This is a genomic window from Janthinobacterium sp. P210006, from assembly GCF_036231885.1.
GTDB classification, from domain to species: Bacteria; Pseudomonadota; Gammaproteobacteria; order Burkholderiales; family Burkholderiaceae_D; genus Janthinobacterium; species Janthinobacterium violaceinigrum.
Map to the genome: position 1 here is coordinate 63,580 of NZ_JAZARD010000003.1, position 15,549 is coordinate 79,128.

Genomic DNA, 15,549 nt, shown 5'->3' on the forward strand with positions numbered 1-15,549 from the left:
GTCCGGTCGACAGATAAGCGCAGCATAGAAGGCTTGCGTGGATGTTCCGTCAAAGAAATGTGGAGATTCGATGGAGAGAGCGAAGAATGCTAGACTATTTGCATGAACTATCTCCACAGCTCCACGCAACCCTCCTTCCTTGCCACCACGCCGCCTTCCGCCCTCATCCTGATCGCCGAAGACGAACCGCAAATCGCCCGCATCCTGTCCGGCTACCTGGAGCGCGACGGCTACCGCACGGCGTTCGCGCCCGATGGCCAGGAAGCGCTGAACCAGCACCTGGCGCTGGCGCCCGACCTGCTGCTGCTCGACGTGCAAATGCCCCGTGTCGATGGCTGGGGCGTGCTGACGGAAGTGCGCCGGCGCGGCGAAACGCCCGTCATCATGCTGACGGCGCGCGACCAGGATGCGGACAAGCTGGCCGCCCTGCGCGTGGGCGCGGACGACTACATCATCAAGCCCTTCAATCCGGCCGAAGTGGTGGCCCGCGTGGCGGCCGTGCTGCGCCGCTCGCGCGTGCGCCACCACCCGGTGGGCGGCCAGCGCCTGCGCTGCGGGGCCATCGAAATCGACCAGGAAACGTATGTGGCCAGCGTGCTGCGCGACGGCATGCCCGTGCCCCTCAGCCTGACCCTGACGGAATTCCGCCTGCTGGCCCACCTGGCGCGCACGCCGCGCCGCGTGTGCAGCCGCCTGGAACTGCTGGAGTCCTGCATGCCCGAGAGCAATTCGCTGGAGCGCACGGTGGACAGCCACGTCAGCAAGCTGCGCAAGAAGCTGGAGGAAGCGGGCGTGATGAACATGCCGGCCAGCCTGCGCGGCGTGGGCTACCGGCTGGAAGGCGAGCTCTGATGCGCTTCACCGGCTTGAACCGGCAGATCGTGCTGTCGATGTCCGTGCTGATGGTCAGCAGCATCCTGCTCATCTGGATCGGTTCCTGGACCTTCTTTGCCATCGCCTTCAAGATCGACCCCGGCATGCTGTCCGAACCGGACGACTGGTCGCCGACGACGGCCGAATGGCTGTGGATCTTCGCCATCACCATCTTCGGCCTGGGGCTGGCGGCGTTTTTCGCCATCAAGCTCGCTTCGCGCATTCTCAAACCGATCAATTCCGTGATGGACAGCGTGCGCCGCGTGGCGCATGGCGACCTGTCCGCGCGCGCGTTCGCGGGCGACCGCAGCCTGGGCGAGACGGCCATGCTGGTCGATGACTTCAACAGCATGGCCGAACGCTTGCAGCGGGCGGCCAAGGAAAGCGAAACGTGGAATGCGGCCATCGCGCACGAACTGCGCACGCCCGTGACCATCCTGCGCGGCACCCTGCAAGGCGTCGTCGACGGTGTCTTCAAGCCCGAGGAAGTGCCGTTTTCCAGCCTGCTGGCGCAAGTGGAGGACCTGGGCCGCCTGATCGAGGACTTGCGCACCCTGAGCCTGGCCGACAGCGGCTACATGCAGCTGCGCATGGCGTGGACGGACCTGACCCTGGAAATCGAGGAAGTGGGCCGCCTGCTGGCGCCGGACATGGAAGCGGCCGGCTTTGCCCTGCAACTGCACCTGTCCGACCATCCCGTCTGCTGCGACGCGGCGCGCATCCGGCAAATCGTGCTGGCCCTGCTCGACAACGCGCGCCGCTATGCGCATCCGGGCCTGCTGCGCGTGCGCACCCGCGTGCAGGCGGGCCAGTATTGCCTCAGCGTCGAAGATGCGGGTCCCGGCATTCCGGAAGAACTGGCGCCGCACGTATTCGAAGCGTTCCGCCGCGGCGACAGCGCCAGGGTCGACCTGAATGCGGGCAGCGGCCTGGGACTGGCCGTGGTCGAGGCCATCGCCCGCGCGCACGGCGGCAGCGCCGCCTGCACGCGCGGCAAGGCGGGCGGCAGCCTGTTCACCGTCAAATGGCCCGTCGAGCATGGCGCGCCGCCGGCCGCGGGCTGACTACGCGGGCGCCTGCGGCGGCGTGGCCGCATCGGCGCGCACCATGTCGACAAATACGCGCAGCACGGACGGCATCTGCCGCCGGCTCGGGTAGTACAGGAAGTAGCGGGGCGGCGGCGGCAGGCAGCGCTCCAGCACGCAGACCAGCCGCCCCGCCGCGATATCGGCGCGCGCATCGGCTTCATACACATACGCCAGTCCCGCGCCGTCGCGGGCCGCGCGCAGCATCAGCTCATCGTCGTCGAACACCAGCGGGCCGCCGACGGCGATGCTGACGCCCTCGCCCGCCTGGCCGAATTCCCACGCATACTGGCGCCCGCTGGGAAAACGCCGGCCGATGCAGGCATGCCCGAGCAGCGCGCGCGGCGTGCTTGGTGCGCCATGCGTCGCCAGGTAGGCGGGCGACGCCACCACCACGAACGGCTGCGGCGCGCCCACGGGCACGGCGATCATGTCGGCCGCCACGTGCTCGCCGAAGCGGATGCCCGCGTCAAACCCGTCGCGCACGATGTCGATCATGCCGTCATCGGTGACGAGTTCCACTTGCACGCGCGGATAGCGGGCGACAAATTGCGCCAGCATGGGCGCCAGCAGCAGCCTGGCGGCGGGACGGGGCACGTTCAGGCGCAGCTTGCCTGCGGGCACATCCTGCAAGGTGCTCAGGTCCAGCAAGGCGTCCGTGATTTCGCGCATGGCCGGCGCCAGCCGCGCCAGCAACTGCTGCCCCGCCTCGGTGGGCGTGACGCTGCGCGTGGTGCGGTTCAGCAGGCGCACGCCCAGGCGCTCTTCCAGCGCGCGCAGCGCATGGCTGAGGGCCGAGGCGGACACGCCCCGTTCCAGCGCCGCCTTGCGAAAGCTGCGCAGGCGGGCGACGGCGGCAAAGGCCGTCAATTCATTCAGGTCAGCCATTATTCATGAGCCATTTTCAGTAATACATGCAGGATAAGCGATCTTATCGCATGGTGTTCCTTCCAGCATACTGATTGCCTCTCTTTTGACAAGGAATGGCAATGGAATACAGAACACTGGGCACCTCCGGCTTGCAGGTCGCCCCCATCGGCCTGGGCTGCATGGGCATGAGCTTTGCCTACGGCGGCGCGGACGAGGCCGCCTCGCTGCGCGTGCTGCACCGCGCCGTGGAACTGGGCGTGACCCTGATCGACACGGCGGAAGTCTACGGCCCCTACGCCAACGAGGAACTGGTGGGCCGCGCCCTGAAGCAGCTGCGCGGCAAGGTCAGCATCGCCACCAAGTTCGGCTTCAAGATATTGCCGCACGGCCAGGGCGTGGAACGCATGGCGGGCGTGGACAGCCGGCCCGAGCACATCGTGCAGGCCGTGGAAGCATCGCTGTCCCGGCTCGGCATCGACAGCATCGACCTGCTGTACCAGCACCGCGTGGACCCCGCCGTGCCCATCGAAGACGTGGTGGGCGCCATGGCCGGCCTGGTCCGGGCCGGCAAGGTACGCCACCTGGGGCTGTCGGAAGTGTCGGCCGCCACCCTGCGCCGCGCCCACGCCGTCCACCCGATTGCAGCCGTGCAGTCCGAATATTCGCTGTGGAGCCGCGACGTGGAAGCGCAGGTGCTGCCCGCCTGCCGCGAACTGGGCATCGGCTTCGTGCCCTACAGCCCGCTGGGCCGGGGCTTCCTGACGGGCCAGCTTCCTTCCAGCACCACGCTGGCGCCCGACGACTACCGCCACAGCCTGCCCCGCTTCCAGGCGCCGGCGATGGCGGCCAACGGGCGCCTGGTGGCTGCGCTGCAAGGCCTGGCGGCCGCGCGCGGCGTCACGGCGGCCCAGCTGGCCCTGGCCTGGCTGCTGGCGCAAGGCAGCGACATCGTGCCCATTCCCGGCGCCCGCAGCCTGGCGCACCTGGAAGAAAACGTGGCCGCCGCGCAAGTCGCGCTGAGCGCAAGCGAGCTGGCCGCCATCGGCGCCGCCATCGCGCCCGCCGCCGTGCAGGGCGCGCGCTACCCGGCTGTGGAACTTGCCATGGTTGGCCTGTAGACAACAGTGCCCGAGTGCGCTAATTTGGGCACGAACGACAAGTTCTTTTACCCGCCGCACTTGAAATGGCTGAATCCGCTATCATTTCCAATCTGAACTATTCATTATGAAAGGGATTTACATGTCCGATTTGCTCGAAACATTGCAATGGCGCTACGCCACCAAGAAGATGGACCCGGCGAAAACGGTGCCGCAAGACAAGGTCGAGCGCATCCTGGAAGCCGTGCGCCTGACGGCCAGCTCCAGCGGCCTGCACCCATATGAAGTGTTCGTGGTGACGAATCCGGCCCTGCGCGAGCAGATCAAGCCGCATGCGTGGAACCAGGCCCAGGTGACGGATTCCTCGCACCTGCTGGTGTTTGCCGCCTGGGATAATTACACGGTGGAACGCATCAACGCCCGCTTCGACCTCGTCAACGAAGTGCGCGGCTTCAGGAATGAAGGCTGGGAAGCGTACCGCCAGCAGATCCTGGCCACGTATCCGCAACGCGACGCGGAAACCAACTACCAGCACGCGGCGCGCCAGGCGTATATCGGCGTGGGCACGGCCCTGATCGCCGCGGCGCAGGAAAAAGTCGATTCGACGCCGATGGAAGGTTTTGATCCGGCCAAGGTCGACGAAATCCTGGGCTTGCGCGAAAAAGGCTTGCGCTCCGTCGTCATGCTGCCGCTGGGCTACCGCGCCGGCGAAGGCGACTGGCTGGTGGACCTGAAAAAAGTGCGCCCCGCGCGCGCGCAATTCATCACCGAGCTGGCGTAAGCGCTTCGCCTGCAACTGAAAAGCGGATGCCTTCGCCGGCATCCGCTTTTTTTTTGTCCGTTCAGGCTGCCTGCGGAAAGCGCACCGTCACCTGCAAGCCCCGCCCCGCCTCCCCGTCGGCCAGTGCGATGTCGGCCTGGTGGTGCTCGGCGATGTGGCGCACGATGGACAGGCCCAGGCCGCAGCCCCAGGCGTCGTTGCCGTCGGGACGGAAGAAGCGGTCGAACAGGCGCGCATGGTGCTGGCGCGGAACCCCGGGGCCGTTGTCGGAGACGCGCAGCAGGGGCCGGCCCTCTTCCAGCGCCGCCTGCAGGTCGACCCGGCCGCCTTGCTGCGTGTAGCGCAAGGCGTTGTCGATCAGGTTATTGAGCAGCACTTGCAAGCCGTCCGGGTCCGCCTGCACCAGCACCGTGGCCGGCAGCGTTTCCACCACGCCCAGGTCGATTTCGCGGCTGTCGGCCAGCGCGCTGTGGTCGGCCACGGCCGCTTCCAGCAACTGTCCCAGGTCCACCGTGTGCAGCTGGCTGGCCGCCAGCGCCGTCTCATGGCGTGCCAGGCTGAGCAGCTGGCGCACCAGGTGCGTGCTGCGGTCCAGCCGTTCATGCAGGCGCGCCAGGGCCACGCGGCGCTCTTCCTCGCTGGCGGCGCGCTCGGCCACCTGCAGCTGCAGTTTCAATGCCGTCAGCGGCGAACGCAATTCATGCGCGGCATCGGCGACAAAGGTACGCTGCGCCGTCAGCGCCGCCTCGAACTGCCCCATCAGGCTGTTGAGCGCCAGCGCCACGGGCCGCAGTTCGGGCGGCATGTCGTCGGCCGCCAGCGGCGTGAGTGCATCGGGCGAACGGCCCGCCACCGATGCGGCCAGGCGCTGCAGGGGCGCCAGCGCGCGTCCCACCACGACGACGATCAGCAGCCCCAGGAGCAGCGCAAACGCCAGCAGCGGCGCGCCCGCCCGCACGGTCATTTGCCAGGCCAGCTGGTCGCGCACGGCCTGCGCCTGCGCCACCTGCACGTAGCGGCCGCGCCGCGTCACGCCGTACAGGCGCCAGTCCTCGCCCTGCACCAGGACATCGGCAAAGCCGGCCAGCGCATAGCGCGGCAATTGCGGCTGGTCCGGCAAGACGGGCAATGGCTGCCCATCCTCGTCCCACGCCTGCAGCACGAACGCTTCTTCCGGGTCCTGCGCGGCGGGCAAGCCAGTCTGCGGCTCGAATTCGTCGGGCAAGGCCACGGCCAGCTGGCGCAGCTGCAGATCGGCCAGTTCATTGGTTTCTTCCAGCAGCGAGCGGAACAGCGAAATACCCGCCCCCAGCACGCACATCAAGGTGGCGGCCAACAAGCCCAGCTGCAATTGGCGGCGGATGGTCAGCAAGATGCTACCCGCATCTTGTAGCCCACGCCGCGCACCGTCTGGATGCAGTCCGCGCCGAACTTCTTGCGCAGCTGGTACACGTACACGTCGACGGTATTGCTTTCCACTTCGCTATCCCAGCCATACAGCTTTTCGCCCAGCTGGCGCTTCGACACGACCTTGCCCGGATGGTCGAGCAAGGCGCGCAGCACGGAAAACTCGCGCGGCGGCAGCTTGATCTGCTCTCCCTCGAACGTGACGTCGTGGCTGGCCAGGTCCAGGGTCAGCGCGCCATGCTCGATGACGGAGCGCGAACGGCTGACGCGGCGCCGCAGCAGCGCGCGGATGCGCGCCAGCAGCTCGTCGAGGTCGAACGGCTTGACCAGGTAATCGTCGGCGCCGCTGTCGAGCCCTGCCACGCGCGCGGGCGTGCCGTCGCGCGCCGTGATGATCAGCACGGGCAATTCGGCGCCACGCGCCCGCGCGCCGCGCAGCACATCCATGCCTTCTTTGCCTGGCAAGCCCAGGTCCAGCAGCATCAAATCGTAGGCAAAGCCGGCCAGCGCCAGCTCCGCATCGTGGCCATCGCGCACCCAGTCCACGGCATAGCACTCGCCGCGCAAGCCTTCGACCAGGCTTTCCCCGATCATCGGATCGTCTTCCACCAGCAGCACGCGCACCCGGGCCTCTCAAGATCTTGAAAAAGCCGTCATCTTACCTTGGCTGGCGGCAAGCCATCGGATGGCCGGCTAGATCGGGTCATAGAACAGCTGGTCCACAAAGCACCAGCCCCAGGTCTCGCCCGGCTCCTTCGAGCGGATGATGGGGTGGCCCGTGGCGTGGAAGTGCCGGCTCGCATGCCGGTTTTTCGAGTCGTCGCAACAGCCCACATGGCCGCACACCATGCAGACGCGCAAATGTACCCAGCTGTCGCCCGTTTTCAGGCATTCCTCGCAGCCATCGCCATTGGCGCCACGGGTATGGATGTCATGTAGATGCCGGCAAGCCTCGCTCATGCTGTTCTCCTTCGACGATGCAGGCATGGTAGCGCAAATGCGCTCAGCCCTGCGCCCACATGCGCAGCAGGTTGTGATACGCGCCCGTCAGGCCCAGCACGGCCGTGGACGAGGCGTGCTGCTCTTCGATGCGCAGCAGCATCAGGTCGCGGTCCATCTGGAACAGCAGCCGGCGCTGCGCTTCGTCACGCACCATGCTTTCCAGCCAAAAGAAGCTGGCATAACGGCAACCTTTGCTGACGGGATTGACCCGGTGGACCTTGTCGGCCGGATACAGCAGCATGTCGCCAGCCGCCAGCTTGACGTGCTCGTCGCGCCAGCTGTCGGCCAGCACCAGCTCGCCGCCCTCGTATTCCTCGGGATTGCTGAGGAATAAAGTACAGGACAGGTCCGTGCGCACCCGCCCGCCATCGGGCAGGTAGCGCATGGCCACGTCCACGTGCTCGTCCAGGTAGTCCTGGCGTTCGCCGTCGTAGCGGCTGAACATGGGCGGCGCGATGTGGCGCGGCAAGGCGGCCGAAAAGAACAGCTGGTTGCGGCGCAAGGCTTGCAGCACCAGCTGCTGCAAGTGCTGCGCCAGCGGTCCCTGCTGGGGCAATTGCCCGTTGCGCTTGATACTCTCCGGCAAACTGCCCGACGTGACCCTGCCATCTTCCCAATCGGCGCCTTCCAGCGCCGTGCGCGCGTGCGCCAGTTCGGTGTCGTTCAGCACGGCTTTCAAATGCAGCATGATGTTGCTCTCTTATTCAGTAAATAATGGTTCGCCCGCCAGCGCGCGCACGGCGGGCACGTCCGATTGCGCCAGCCACGGGTGCAGATTGGCCATGAACGCGGGCGTGGCCGTGGCGGGAATGCGGCGCAGCCAGGCCACGGCCTGTTGCGGCTTGCCCCGCTGCAACAGCAGACGCGCATGGTTGAACTGGCCGCGAAAGTCGCCACCGATAGCCGCCTGGCAATACAGCACGGCCGCCTGCGCCGGGTCGGGCAGCATTTCCCAGCCTTCTTCATAAAAACGGCCGAGGATATTGATGGACTTGGCGTGGCCCAGGCGGGCGGCCTGGCGGTACAGCGCCAGCGCGGCAGGCCGGTCGGCGGCAAGGCCCTTGCCGCTCATCAGCAGATTCGCCAGGTTGTACATGCCCCAGTCCAGTCCGCCTGCGGCCGCCTGCCGGTACCAGTACACGGCCAGCTGCGCATCCTCCGCCACGCCCCAGCCGTTTTCCAGGCAGCGGCCCAGCATGTTGACGGCTTCCACATCGTCGCGCGCGGCCGCCTGGCGGAACCAGTGCACGGCTTGCGCAGGGTCCGGCGGCACGCCCTGCCCCACCAGCAGGCGCTGCGCAAGGATGGCCTGCGCGCGCGGCACGCCCTGGCGGGCTGCCAGTTGCAGCCACGCCAGCGCTTGCGCATCGCCGCCAGCGCCTTCCGCGCCCGCCAGCATGGCGGACCAGTCCGCTGCCGGCAGCCGGCTCAGCGCCTTGACACTGGCCAGCATCAGAAGCTCAGGTCCGCGCTCAGGCTGACGCTGCGGCTGGCGCCGGGCACGCCGTACAGCTGGAAACCATCCAGCGAGGAACCGATGCGCGCCCAGTAAAACTTGTTGGCCAGGTTTTGCACGTTCAGGTTGAGCGCCAAGCGCGGGTTGACCCGGTAGCGCGCGGCAAGGCTTTGCACCCAGTACGACGGCGCCTTTTCCGTGTCGAACACATAGGTGGGCGCCTTGCCCGCAGGGCCGGCAACGGTGCTGCTGTTATTGTTCAAGCCGCCCACATAGGCATTGTCCGAATAGCGGCGCTCGCCCACGTACTGCGCGCCATAACTGAGCACCAGGCCCGCCATGGGCGTGTACGAGGTCCACAGATTGAAGGTCCAGTCCGGCACATTCTTCGCTTCGCTGCCGCGGTTGACGCCCTTGGTCTGCATGCTCATCAGACGCGACATGCCGCCATACACGGACCATTGCTCCGTGACATTGCCCTGCACGCCCAGTTCCGCGCCCTTGACCCGCTTGGCCGGCAAGGCGCGCACGGGCGAGACGTCGCCGTCGCCGTACTCCCAGGAATCGCTCACCTGCGTGCGGAACACGGCGGCCGTCAACGCCAGGCGGTGGCGCAGCACGTCCCACTTGCCGCCCAGCTCCATGGTCTTCGACGTGGCCGGCGCATACGCGGATGCCGCCGCCGAGCCGTAGATGGCATTGTTCGTCGACGCGCCCAGGGCCGACGGCTGGGCCGCCTGCGCGTACGCCAGGTACAGGCTGGCCTCGTCGACAGGCTTGTACAGGACGGCGAGGCGGCCGCTGGCGGCGCCGTCGCTGCTGTGCGAGGTATGCACGCCCTTCAGCGACGTGTCCGCCTTCCAGTGGTCGTAGCGCAGGGACGCCACCATGCGCCATTGCGGCGTAAAACGGATGGCGTCCGTCACGTACAGGCCCGCATTGCTGATCACCGATTCCAGGCCGCCATTGCCCTTGACGGTGGCCACGCTGCCCTGCGCCACTTGCGGATGGGCCATGTCGAACCACAGGGTACCCGCGGGGGCATTCACCGTGCGCTGGTAGTCGCCATAGGTCTCGCGGTACAGGTCCAGGCCCGCCACCAGTTCGTGCCGCACGGGTCCCGTGTCAAAGGCGACGCTCGCATCGGTCTGGTTCGCCAGGATCCTGTAGCGTTTCGAGGTGCCGAAATCGCTGCCGCGCAGCACGCCATACGCATCCGTCTTGTTGCCGGCATCCGTGTACGCGGCGATGCCATTGATTTTCGTCAAGCCGCCCACGCCCGTGTAGCCCAGCGACGTGCCCAGGGTGGCGCCGCCGGCGCTGGCCGCATTGAAGCGGGCCGGCGACAGCACGGACAGATTGTCCGTCAGCGCCCAGCGCGTCTGGTTGCGCAGCTTCACGCCCGGCGCGAAATCGTGCTCGACCTTGATGGTGGCCGCATCCGACGTGGTGCGCTGGGTGTAGCTGTCGGCGCCGAACCAGGCGCTGTGCGGCACGTTGGCCATGGGCTGGCCGCCCGTGCCCCGCTGGATCGGCAAGCCGCCGTCGGGCACGTTGTCATCTTCCTGGTGGAACAGGTCGACCCATACGCGCGTGGCGCTGTCCAGGCCCGTGCCCACCGACAAGGCCAGGCCCTGGCGGTCGCTCTTCGTCACGTCGCGCCCTGGCACGTCGTTCTTTTGCTTCATGACATTCAGCCGCAGGGCGCTGCCCGTGCCCAATTGCTTGTTCACATCGGCCGTCACGCGGCGGTAGGCCGCGCTGCCCACGCCGAAGGACGCCGTATTCGCATTGCCCAGTCTGGCTTCCTTGCTGACCAGGTTGACGGTGCCGCCCACGGCCGAAGTGCCCGATTCGATGGAACCGGTGCCCTTGAACACTTCCACCTGCTCCAGGTTGAACGTGTCGTTGCGGCTGGACATGCCCGCATCGCGCATGCCGTCCACCGTCAGGCTTTGCTCGGAAGAAAAACCGCGGATGGTAAACAAATCGCCCCAGCCCAGGTTGCCCTCGCCCGACGTAAACGTAATGCCAGGCACGTTCTTCAGGATGTCCTGCAGGTTTTGCGCATTTTGCTCCGTCAGCACTTCGCGCGGCACGATGGTGATGCTTTGCGGCGTGTCGCGCAGGGGCTGGGCGAATTTCGCCGAACTCAGGTGTTCCGGCTTGTAGGCGGGCGCTTCGCGCTCGGCCTTGACGACCACCTCGTTCAATTGCTGCGGCTGCGTGGCGGCCGACGCGGCTGCATCGGCCGCATCGGCCGCCAGGGCCGCGCCCGTGGCGCCCAGCGACGTCAACGCCAGCCCGGCGGTGGCCGACAGCTTGCCGTACTGGCCGAACAGCGATTCGATGGTCCTGGCCGTGCTATTGCCGCGGCTAAATTGTTTCTCCTGATGCATGTAGCTTCCCTTTGCCGATTGTAATGATTCTCACTACAGGCACTATAATGGCCGGCTGGCAGGGCCAGAACAGGCCCGCGGACAGGAATGTAATGAAATGTGTTGGCGCCGCATGGCCGTCACATGCCATTACAAAAATGCGCAACACATCACCATTGACAGCAGGAACATGGCTACAGGAACGAAACGGGCGGACCAGGTATTGATCGTCGACGACGATGTGGAAATCCGGCAATTGCTGTCGGCATATCTGGTCAACGCGGGCTACCAGGCGCATGCGGCGTCCGGTGGCGATGAAATGTGGCAAGTGCTGGCCAGCACGCCCATCGACATGATCATCCTCGACCTGATGCTGCCCGGCGACGATGGCCTGGAACTGTGCCGCCAGTTGCGCGCGCGGCGCAATATTCCCGTCATCATGCTGACGGCGCGCGGCACGCTGGTCGACCGCATCGTGGGCCTGGAAGTGGGCGCCGACGATTACCTGCCGAAACCGTTCGATCCCCGCGAATTGCTGGCGCGCATCAAGGTCATCATCCGCCGCGCCCGCAGCTTCCCGGAAAAGCACGAAGCGGACCGCATCGGCACGCTGCGTTTCGAAGGCTGGCAGCTCGACACGCGCGCGCGCCAGATGCGCTCGCCCCAAGGCGTGACCTTGTCGCTGGGCAGTTCCGACTACCTGGTGCTGCGGGCCTTGCTCGACCATCCGAAACGCACCCTGAGCCGCGACTTCCTGCTGGCCGCCGTGTATGGCAAGGAAAGCCTGCCCTTCGACCGTTCGATCGACGTGTGCGTCAGCCGGCTGCGCCAGCAGCTGGGCGACAATCCGCGCCTGCCGGCCCTGATCAAGACCATCCGCAATGGCGGCTACATGCTCAACGCCGACGTGGCGTACGAAGAATGACGGGCCTGGCCGCCGTGCTGCAACGGCTGTGGCCGCGCAGCCTGTCGGGCCGCCTGGCCCTGGTGCTGGTGCTCGGCATGCTGGCCGCGCAAGCCCTGACGGGCACCATCTGGTATGACATGCGTTACGGCAAGGCAATGGAAATTCCCACGCGCCTGGCCGCCACCCGCCTGGCCGACGCCGTGCGCATGCTCGACGCCGTGCCGGCCGCCAGCCGCCCCGCCATGCTGGCCGCCATCAGCAGCGCGGACTTTAACGTGCGCGCCGTCGACGGCCCTGCCGCGACGCCGCCGCCCCTGGACCGCAACGACGTCTTCAGCAGCGAACTGTTCCTTGACGTGCTGCGCCAGCGCCTGGGCGGCCAGGCCGATGAACTGGCGCATCATGGCGTGCGCGTGCTGGCCAGCGAGCTGGCGCACGCGGCGCCCCGCGAAGGCAACTGGCTGACCCTGCTGCGCGATCCCTTTCCCACGGGCCATTTCGTCGTCCAGCTGCGCCTGCACGACGGCGCCTGGCTGCAGGCGGAAGCGCGCGAAGGCCAGGCGGGCATGAGCACGGCGCCGCGCGCGGCGGCCATCGACTATCTGCTGCGCATCTACGTGCTGCGCATCGCCGCCATCCTGCTGCTGGCCTGGCTGGCCGTGCGCCTCGTGATGCAGCCGCTGGGCAAGCTGGCCAGCGCGGCCGACAAGCTGGGCGAAAACATCTTCAGCCCGCCCTTGAGCACGCATGGTCCCACGGAAGTGCGCAAGGCGTCGCAGGCGTTCAACGCCATGCAGCGCCGCCTGATCGACAATATCGCCGAGCGCACGCGCTTCCTGGCTGCCGTCTCGCACGATCTGCGCTCGCCCATCACGCGCATGAAACTGCGCACGGAGCTGCTGCCCGGCGAGGGGGAGCGCGTGAAATTTCGCCGTGACCTCGATGAAATGGATGCACTGGTGGGCGCCACCCTGACCATGGTGCAGGACAGCGGCTTGCACGAACAGCGGCAGATGGTCGATATCGACAGCCTGCTGGCCAGCCTGCGCAGCGATTGCGCGGAAACGGGCGGCCAGGTCAGCATTACGGGCGATGCCGCACCCCTGCCCGCCCACCCGCGCAGCCTGAAGCGCTGCCTGCAAAACATCGTCGACAATGCCATCCGCTATGGCAGCGCGGCCCGCGTGCTCGTGCGCGACGAGGCAAACCAGGTGACGATCGAGGTACGCGACGACGGCCCCGGCATTCCCGAAGCGCTGCTGCAGCGGGCGCTGGAACCGTTTTATCGGCTGGAAACATCGCGCAACGCCGCCACGGGCGGCTTCGGCCTGGGCCTGTCCATCGCCCAGACGGTGGCGCTGGCGCACCATGGGGAATTATCGTTGCGCAATGGCGAGGAACGGGGCCTGGTGGTGACCCTGGTGCTGCCGCGTGCCAGCGGGCAATGGCGGCCGGACCACGCGCAGGCGTAGCCAGGAAGCGGCATCACTGCATTCGCATGGCCAGCGCCCCGATCACCAGCGCACGCATGCCCAGGTCGAACTCGGCCTCGATGGCCCTGTCGCTATCGCTATCGCTATCGTCCTCGTCCCCGTCTTGCCATGCGTCGCCGGCCGGCGCATACGCGGTGTCGGCCAGGGCCACGCAGTGCAAGGCCACGGTCGACAGCAGCCAGCGGGCGCGCTGCTTCGGCAACTGGTAGGCGTGCGCCACCTGCGTCTGGTGGGCGTCGATCCGGGCCAGCATGGCCGGTGTCGTCGCCTTCCTGCGCAGCAGGTAGGGCGCCAGCCCCGGATGCGACTTGACCAGTGCGCGCAGCGAAGCGCTGAAACGCAGCAGGTAGTGCTCCAGGTCACCCTCGCCGGGCGCCGGCAATTGCCAGCGCGAAAAAATCTCCTCCGCCACCAGCAGCTTGAGCGCGGCCAGGTGCGCCACGTGCTTGTACAGCGCCACGTGGCTGACGCCCAGCAAGGCGGCCACGCCCGTGAAAGTCATGGCGGGCAAGCCCAGCGCGATGCCCGCGTCCGCGATGCGCTCGCGCGTGATGCTGGGAGGACGCCCGGGACGGGGCGAAGTTGTGGCAATAGTCATCGTGATTGTCCGTGGCGGCAGCTGCGTTGTCGGTTTCAGATAATTAGTTTAGCATGATGAAACTAATTACCCAATACCAAGGAGTACTTACCATGGCAACACCCCTAGAACAGCAATCCGGCGGCCCCCTGCGCAATGCCGAACATGACCGCAGCCTGCATGAAGTCACGGCCGCCGTCGTCGCCATCGCGCACCCCGTTCCCAGCGTGCTGCGCGTCACGGCCCGCCTGGAGCGTTCCGGCGACGATCCCCACTGGGCGCTGCCCAACGTGGCTTTCCGCATCCATCTCGACGGCCCCGCGTATGGCGGCGCGTCGCGCATCTACACCGTGCGCAGCTATGACGCGCAGGCAGGAACGTTTACCTTCGATATCGTGCGGCACGCACACGCGAGTCCGATGATGCGCTGGGGTAGCAACCTGCGCGCGGGCGATGTCTTCCGCCTGACGGGACCGCGCCCGCAATTCGTCGTTCCTGCCGATGCCGAAAAGAAAATCGCCCTCTTCCTCGACGAGACGGGCATTCCCGCCCTGTACGCCATGTTGCAGCAATGGCCCGCCGGCGCGGCCGGCATCGGCTGGGTCGTGACCGATGATGCCGCCGCGTTCGAGGAATTACCCGCCGTGCCGGGCCTGGCATTGCAGCGCCTGGGCACGGCCCACGTGGCGCCGGACGGGCCGCTGGCAGCCCAGGCCAGGGCCTTGCCGGATCCGCACGGTTACGTCATCTGGGGCGCCGGCGAACGCGATGAAATGCGCGCCATCCGCCAGTATTTCCGCATCGACGCGGGCCTGGCGAAAGAGCAGGTGCTGGTAGCGGGCTACTGGAAACGGGGCGTCAGCAACACGGACATCGATCTGCGCCGCCGGCAAAGCTTCGAGCAGCTGATCGCCAATGGCGGCACCCTGGCCGACTTCGACGACCTGGCCGTCGAGGTGTAAGCAGCGCCGGTCGCGGCGCGCGCTAGCGGGCGGCGAAGTCGAAGCGCCACGCATCCTGGCTGCGGTGCAAGGTGACGTCCACTTCGGACGCCGAGACCGGCATCGCATACTGCGTCATGTCTGCGAAACTCTCCAGGCTGTAGGTCTGGCCCGCCGTCGGCCGCATGGCCACGACGAAATACAGGCTGGGCTGGTATTCGAAACCGACCGTCATGTTGACATCGACATCGGGCATGGTCGCGACCGGCCGGTCATTCACATACCAGTTGCAGCTGAATGGAATGAACGGGCTGGTCTCGTTCATGACGCCGCATTGCGACGGCGTCAGCTTCGATTGCGCCAGCGAGGCGGCGGCGGGCTGCAGCAGCGGCGACAAGCCATGCGGACTCACGGCCGACAGCAGCTGGCCCGGCGCGATGACCTGGCGGCCCGAGACGATCCTGTTGCCCGTGATGCCGAAACTGTTCACGTCGGTCGAGATCCTGTCCTCGTAGTGGAACGATTCGGTGGCACCCGCCGACCCCGTCAACACCTGCCAGGCATGGCTGCGGTAATGGCCCTGCGGGTTCTGCAGCTTCAGGAAAACCAGCACGGAGTTGCCTTGCAAATCGTCTGTTTCCACGTTGTAGCGGACGTTGAATTGAATGCCCATCGCTTGCTC

Annotated in this window: 16 protein-coding genes; 7 read left to right on the forward strand and 9 right to left on the reverse strand. The window is 66.9% G+C overall.

Translation table 11 applies throughout. The annotated features are described in order from the left end of the window. Window positions 1-102 precede the first annotated feature (102 nt). Together VPH41_RS14505 and VPH41_RS14510 are read left to right on the forward strand one after the other, a co-directional pair. Window positions 103-852 carry a response regulator gene (locus VPH41_RS14505; RefSeq protein ID WP_328570576.1) on the forward strand — a complete coding sequence of 250 codons (750 nt, stop codon included), beginning with the start codon at window positions 103-105 and terminating at the stop codon, window positions 850-852. Next, entirely contained in the window at window positions 852-1,937 is a 1,086-nt protein-coding gene (locus VPH41_RS14510) for an ATP-binding protein (protein WP_152284663.1), read from the forward strand. Before VPH41_RS14505 ends, VPH41_RS14510 begins: the two co-directional genes overlap by 1 nt. Here VPH41_RS14510 and VPH41_RS14515 read toward each other — a convergent pair whose 3' ends face one another. After that, the gene (locus VPH41_RS14515; protein WP_328570577.1) at window positions 1,938-2,846 is read right to left on the reverse strand and encodes a LysR family transcriptional regulator; all 909 of its coding nucleotides are present in this window, start codon (window positions 2,844-2,846) and stop codon (window positions 1,938-1,940) included. It lies immediately after the preceding gene. 101 nt (window positions 2,847-2,947) lie between these two features. Between VPH41_RS14515 and VPH41_RS14520 the strand changes: the two genes are divergently transcribed. Both VPH41_RS14520 and VPH41_RS14525 read left to right on the forward strand, forming a co-directional pair. Further along, on the forward strand, window positions 2,948-3,946 hold the full coding sequence (locus VPH41_RS14520; RefSeq protein ID WP_328570578.1) for an aldo/keto reductase: 999 nt from the start codon (window positions 2,948-2,950) through the stop codon (window positions 3,944-3,946). Window positions 3,947-4,067: 121 nt separating this feature from the next. After that, window positions 4,068-4,706 carry an NAD(P)H-dependent oxidoreductase gene (locus VPH41_RS14525; RefSeq protein ID WP_328570579.1) on the forward strand — a complete coding sequence of 213 codons (639 nt, stop codon included), beginning with the start codon at window positions 4,068-4,070 and terminating at the stop codon, window positions 4,704-4,706. A 61-nt stretch (window positions 4,707-4,767) separates the two neighbouring features. Here VPH41_RS14525 and VPH41_RS14530 read toward each other — a convergent pair whose 3' ends face one another. From VPH41_RS14530 to VPH41_RS14555, 6 genes are all read right to left on the reverse strand, one after another. After that, a complete protein-coding gene (locus VPH41_RS14530) occupies window positions 4,768-6,078 on the reverse strand; it encodes an ATP-binding protein (protein WP_328570580.1) in 1,311 nt (436 codons plus the stop codon). Further along, window positions 6,072-6,737 carry a response regulator transcription factor gene (locus VPH41_RS14535; RefSeq protein WP_328570581.1) on the reverse strand — a complete coding sequence of 222 codons (666 nt, stop codon included), beginning with the start codon at window positions 6,735-6,737 and terminating at the stop codon, window positions 6,072-6,074. Before VPH41_RS14535 ends, VPH41_RS14530 begins: the two co-directional genes overlap by 7 nt. A 69-nt stretch (window positions 6,738-6,806) precedes the next feature. Further along, window positions 6,807-7,073 carry a UBP-type zinc finger domain-containing protein gene (locus VPH41_RS14540; RefSeq protein ID WP_328570582.1) on the reverse strand — a complete coding sequence of 89 codons (267 nt, stop codon included), beginning with the start codon at window positions 7,071-7,073 and terminating at the stop codon, window positions 6,807-6,809. A gap of 43 nt (window positions 7,074-7,116) precedes the next feature. Then, a complete protein-coding gene (locus tag VPH41_RS14545; protein ID WP_328570583.1) occupies window positions 7,117-7,803 on the reverse strand; it encodes a Fe2+-dependent dioxygenase in 687 nt (228 codons plus the stop codon). A gap of 12 nt (window positions 7,804-7,815) precedes the next feature. Continuing rightward, window positions 7,816-8,568, reverse strand: a complete 753-nt coding sequence (locus tag VPH41_RS14550) for a tetratricopeptide repeat protein (RefSeq protein WP_328570584.1) — start codon at window positions 8,566-8,568, stop codon at window positions 7,816-7,818. Further along, window positions 8,568-10,970, reverse strand: coding sequence for a TonB-dependent receptor (locus VPH41_RS14555; RefSeq protein ID WP_328570585.1), 2,403 nt, complete (start codon window positions 10,968-10,970; stop codon window positions 8,568-8,570). The genes VPH41_RS14550 and VPH41_RS14555 overlap by 1 nt, the downstream gene beginning before the upstream one ends. A gap of 169 nt (window positions 10,971-11,139) precedes the next feature. On the opposite strand from VPH41_RS14555, the gene VPH41_RS14560 reads away from it, so the two are divergent. After that, window positions 11,140-11,874 (forward strand): response regulator transcription factor, encoded by a 735-nt coding sequence (locus VPH41_RS14560; protein WP_328570586.1) that lies wholly within the window; start codon window positions 11,140-11,142, stop codon window positions 11,872-11,874. Further along, window positions 11,871-13,328 carry an ATP-binding protein gene (locus tag VPH41_RS14565; protein ID WP_328570587.1) on the forward strand — a complete coding sequence of 486 codons (1,458 nt, stop codon included), beginning with the start codon at window positions 11,871-11,873 and terminating at the stop codon, window positions 13,326-13,328. Before VPH41_RS14560 ends, VPH41_RS14565 begins: the two co-directional genes overlap by 4 nt. 13 nt (window positions 13,329-13,341) lie before the next feature. Here VPH41_RS14565 and VPH41_RS14570 read toward each other — a convergent pair whose 3' ends face one another. Beyond that, window positions 13,342-13,947, reverse strand: a complete 606-nt coding sequence (locus VPH41_RS14570; RefSeq protein WP_328570588.1) for a TetR/AcrR family transcriptional regulator — start codon at window positions 13,945-13,947, stop codon at window positions 13,342-13,344. Between the two features lie 92 nt (window positions 13,948-14,039). Here VPH41_RS14570 and VPH41_RS14575 point away from each other — a divergent pair, with 92 nt between their 5' ends. Beyond that, complete coding sequence (locus VPH41_RS14575) at window positions 14,040-14,888, forward strand: siderophore-interacting protein (RefSeq protein WP_328570589.1); 849 nt, start codon at window positions 14,040-14,042, stop codon at window positions 14,886-14,888. A gap of 22 nt (window positions 14,889-14,910) precedes the next feature. Here VPH41_RS14575 and VPH41_RS14580 read toward each other — a convergent pair whose 3' ends face one another. Further along, window positions 14,911-15,540 (reverse strand): hypothetical protein, encoded by a 630-nt coding sequence (locus tag VPH41_RS14580; RefSeq protein WP_328570590.1) that lies wholly within the window; start codon window positions 15,538-15,540, stop codon window positions 14,911-14,913. Between the last annotated feature and the right edge of the window lie 9 nt (window positions 15,541-15,549).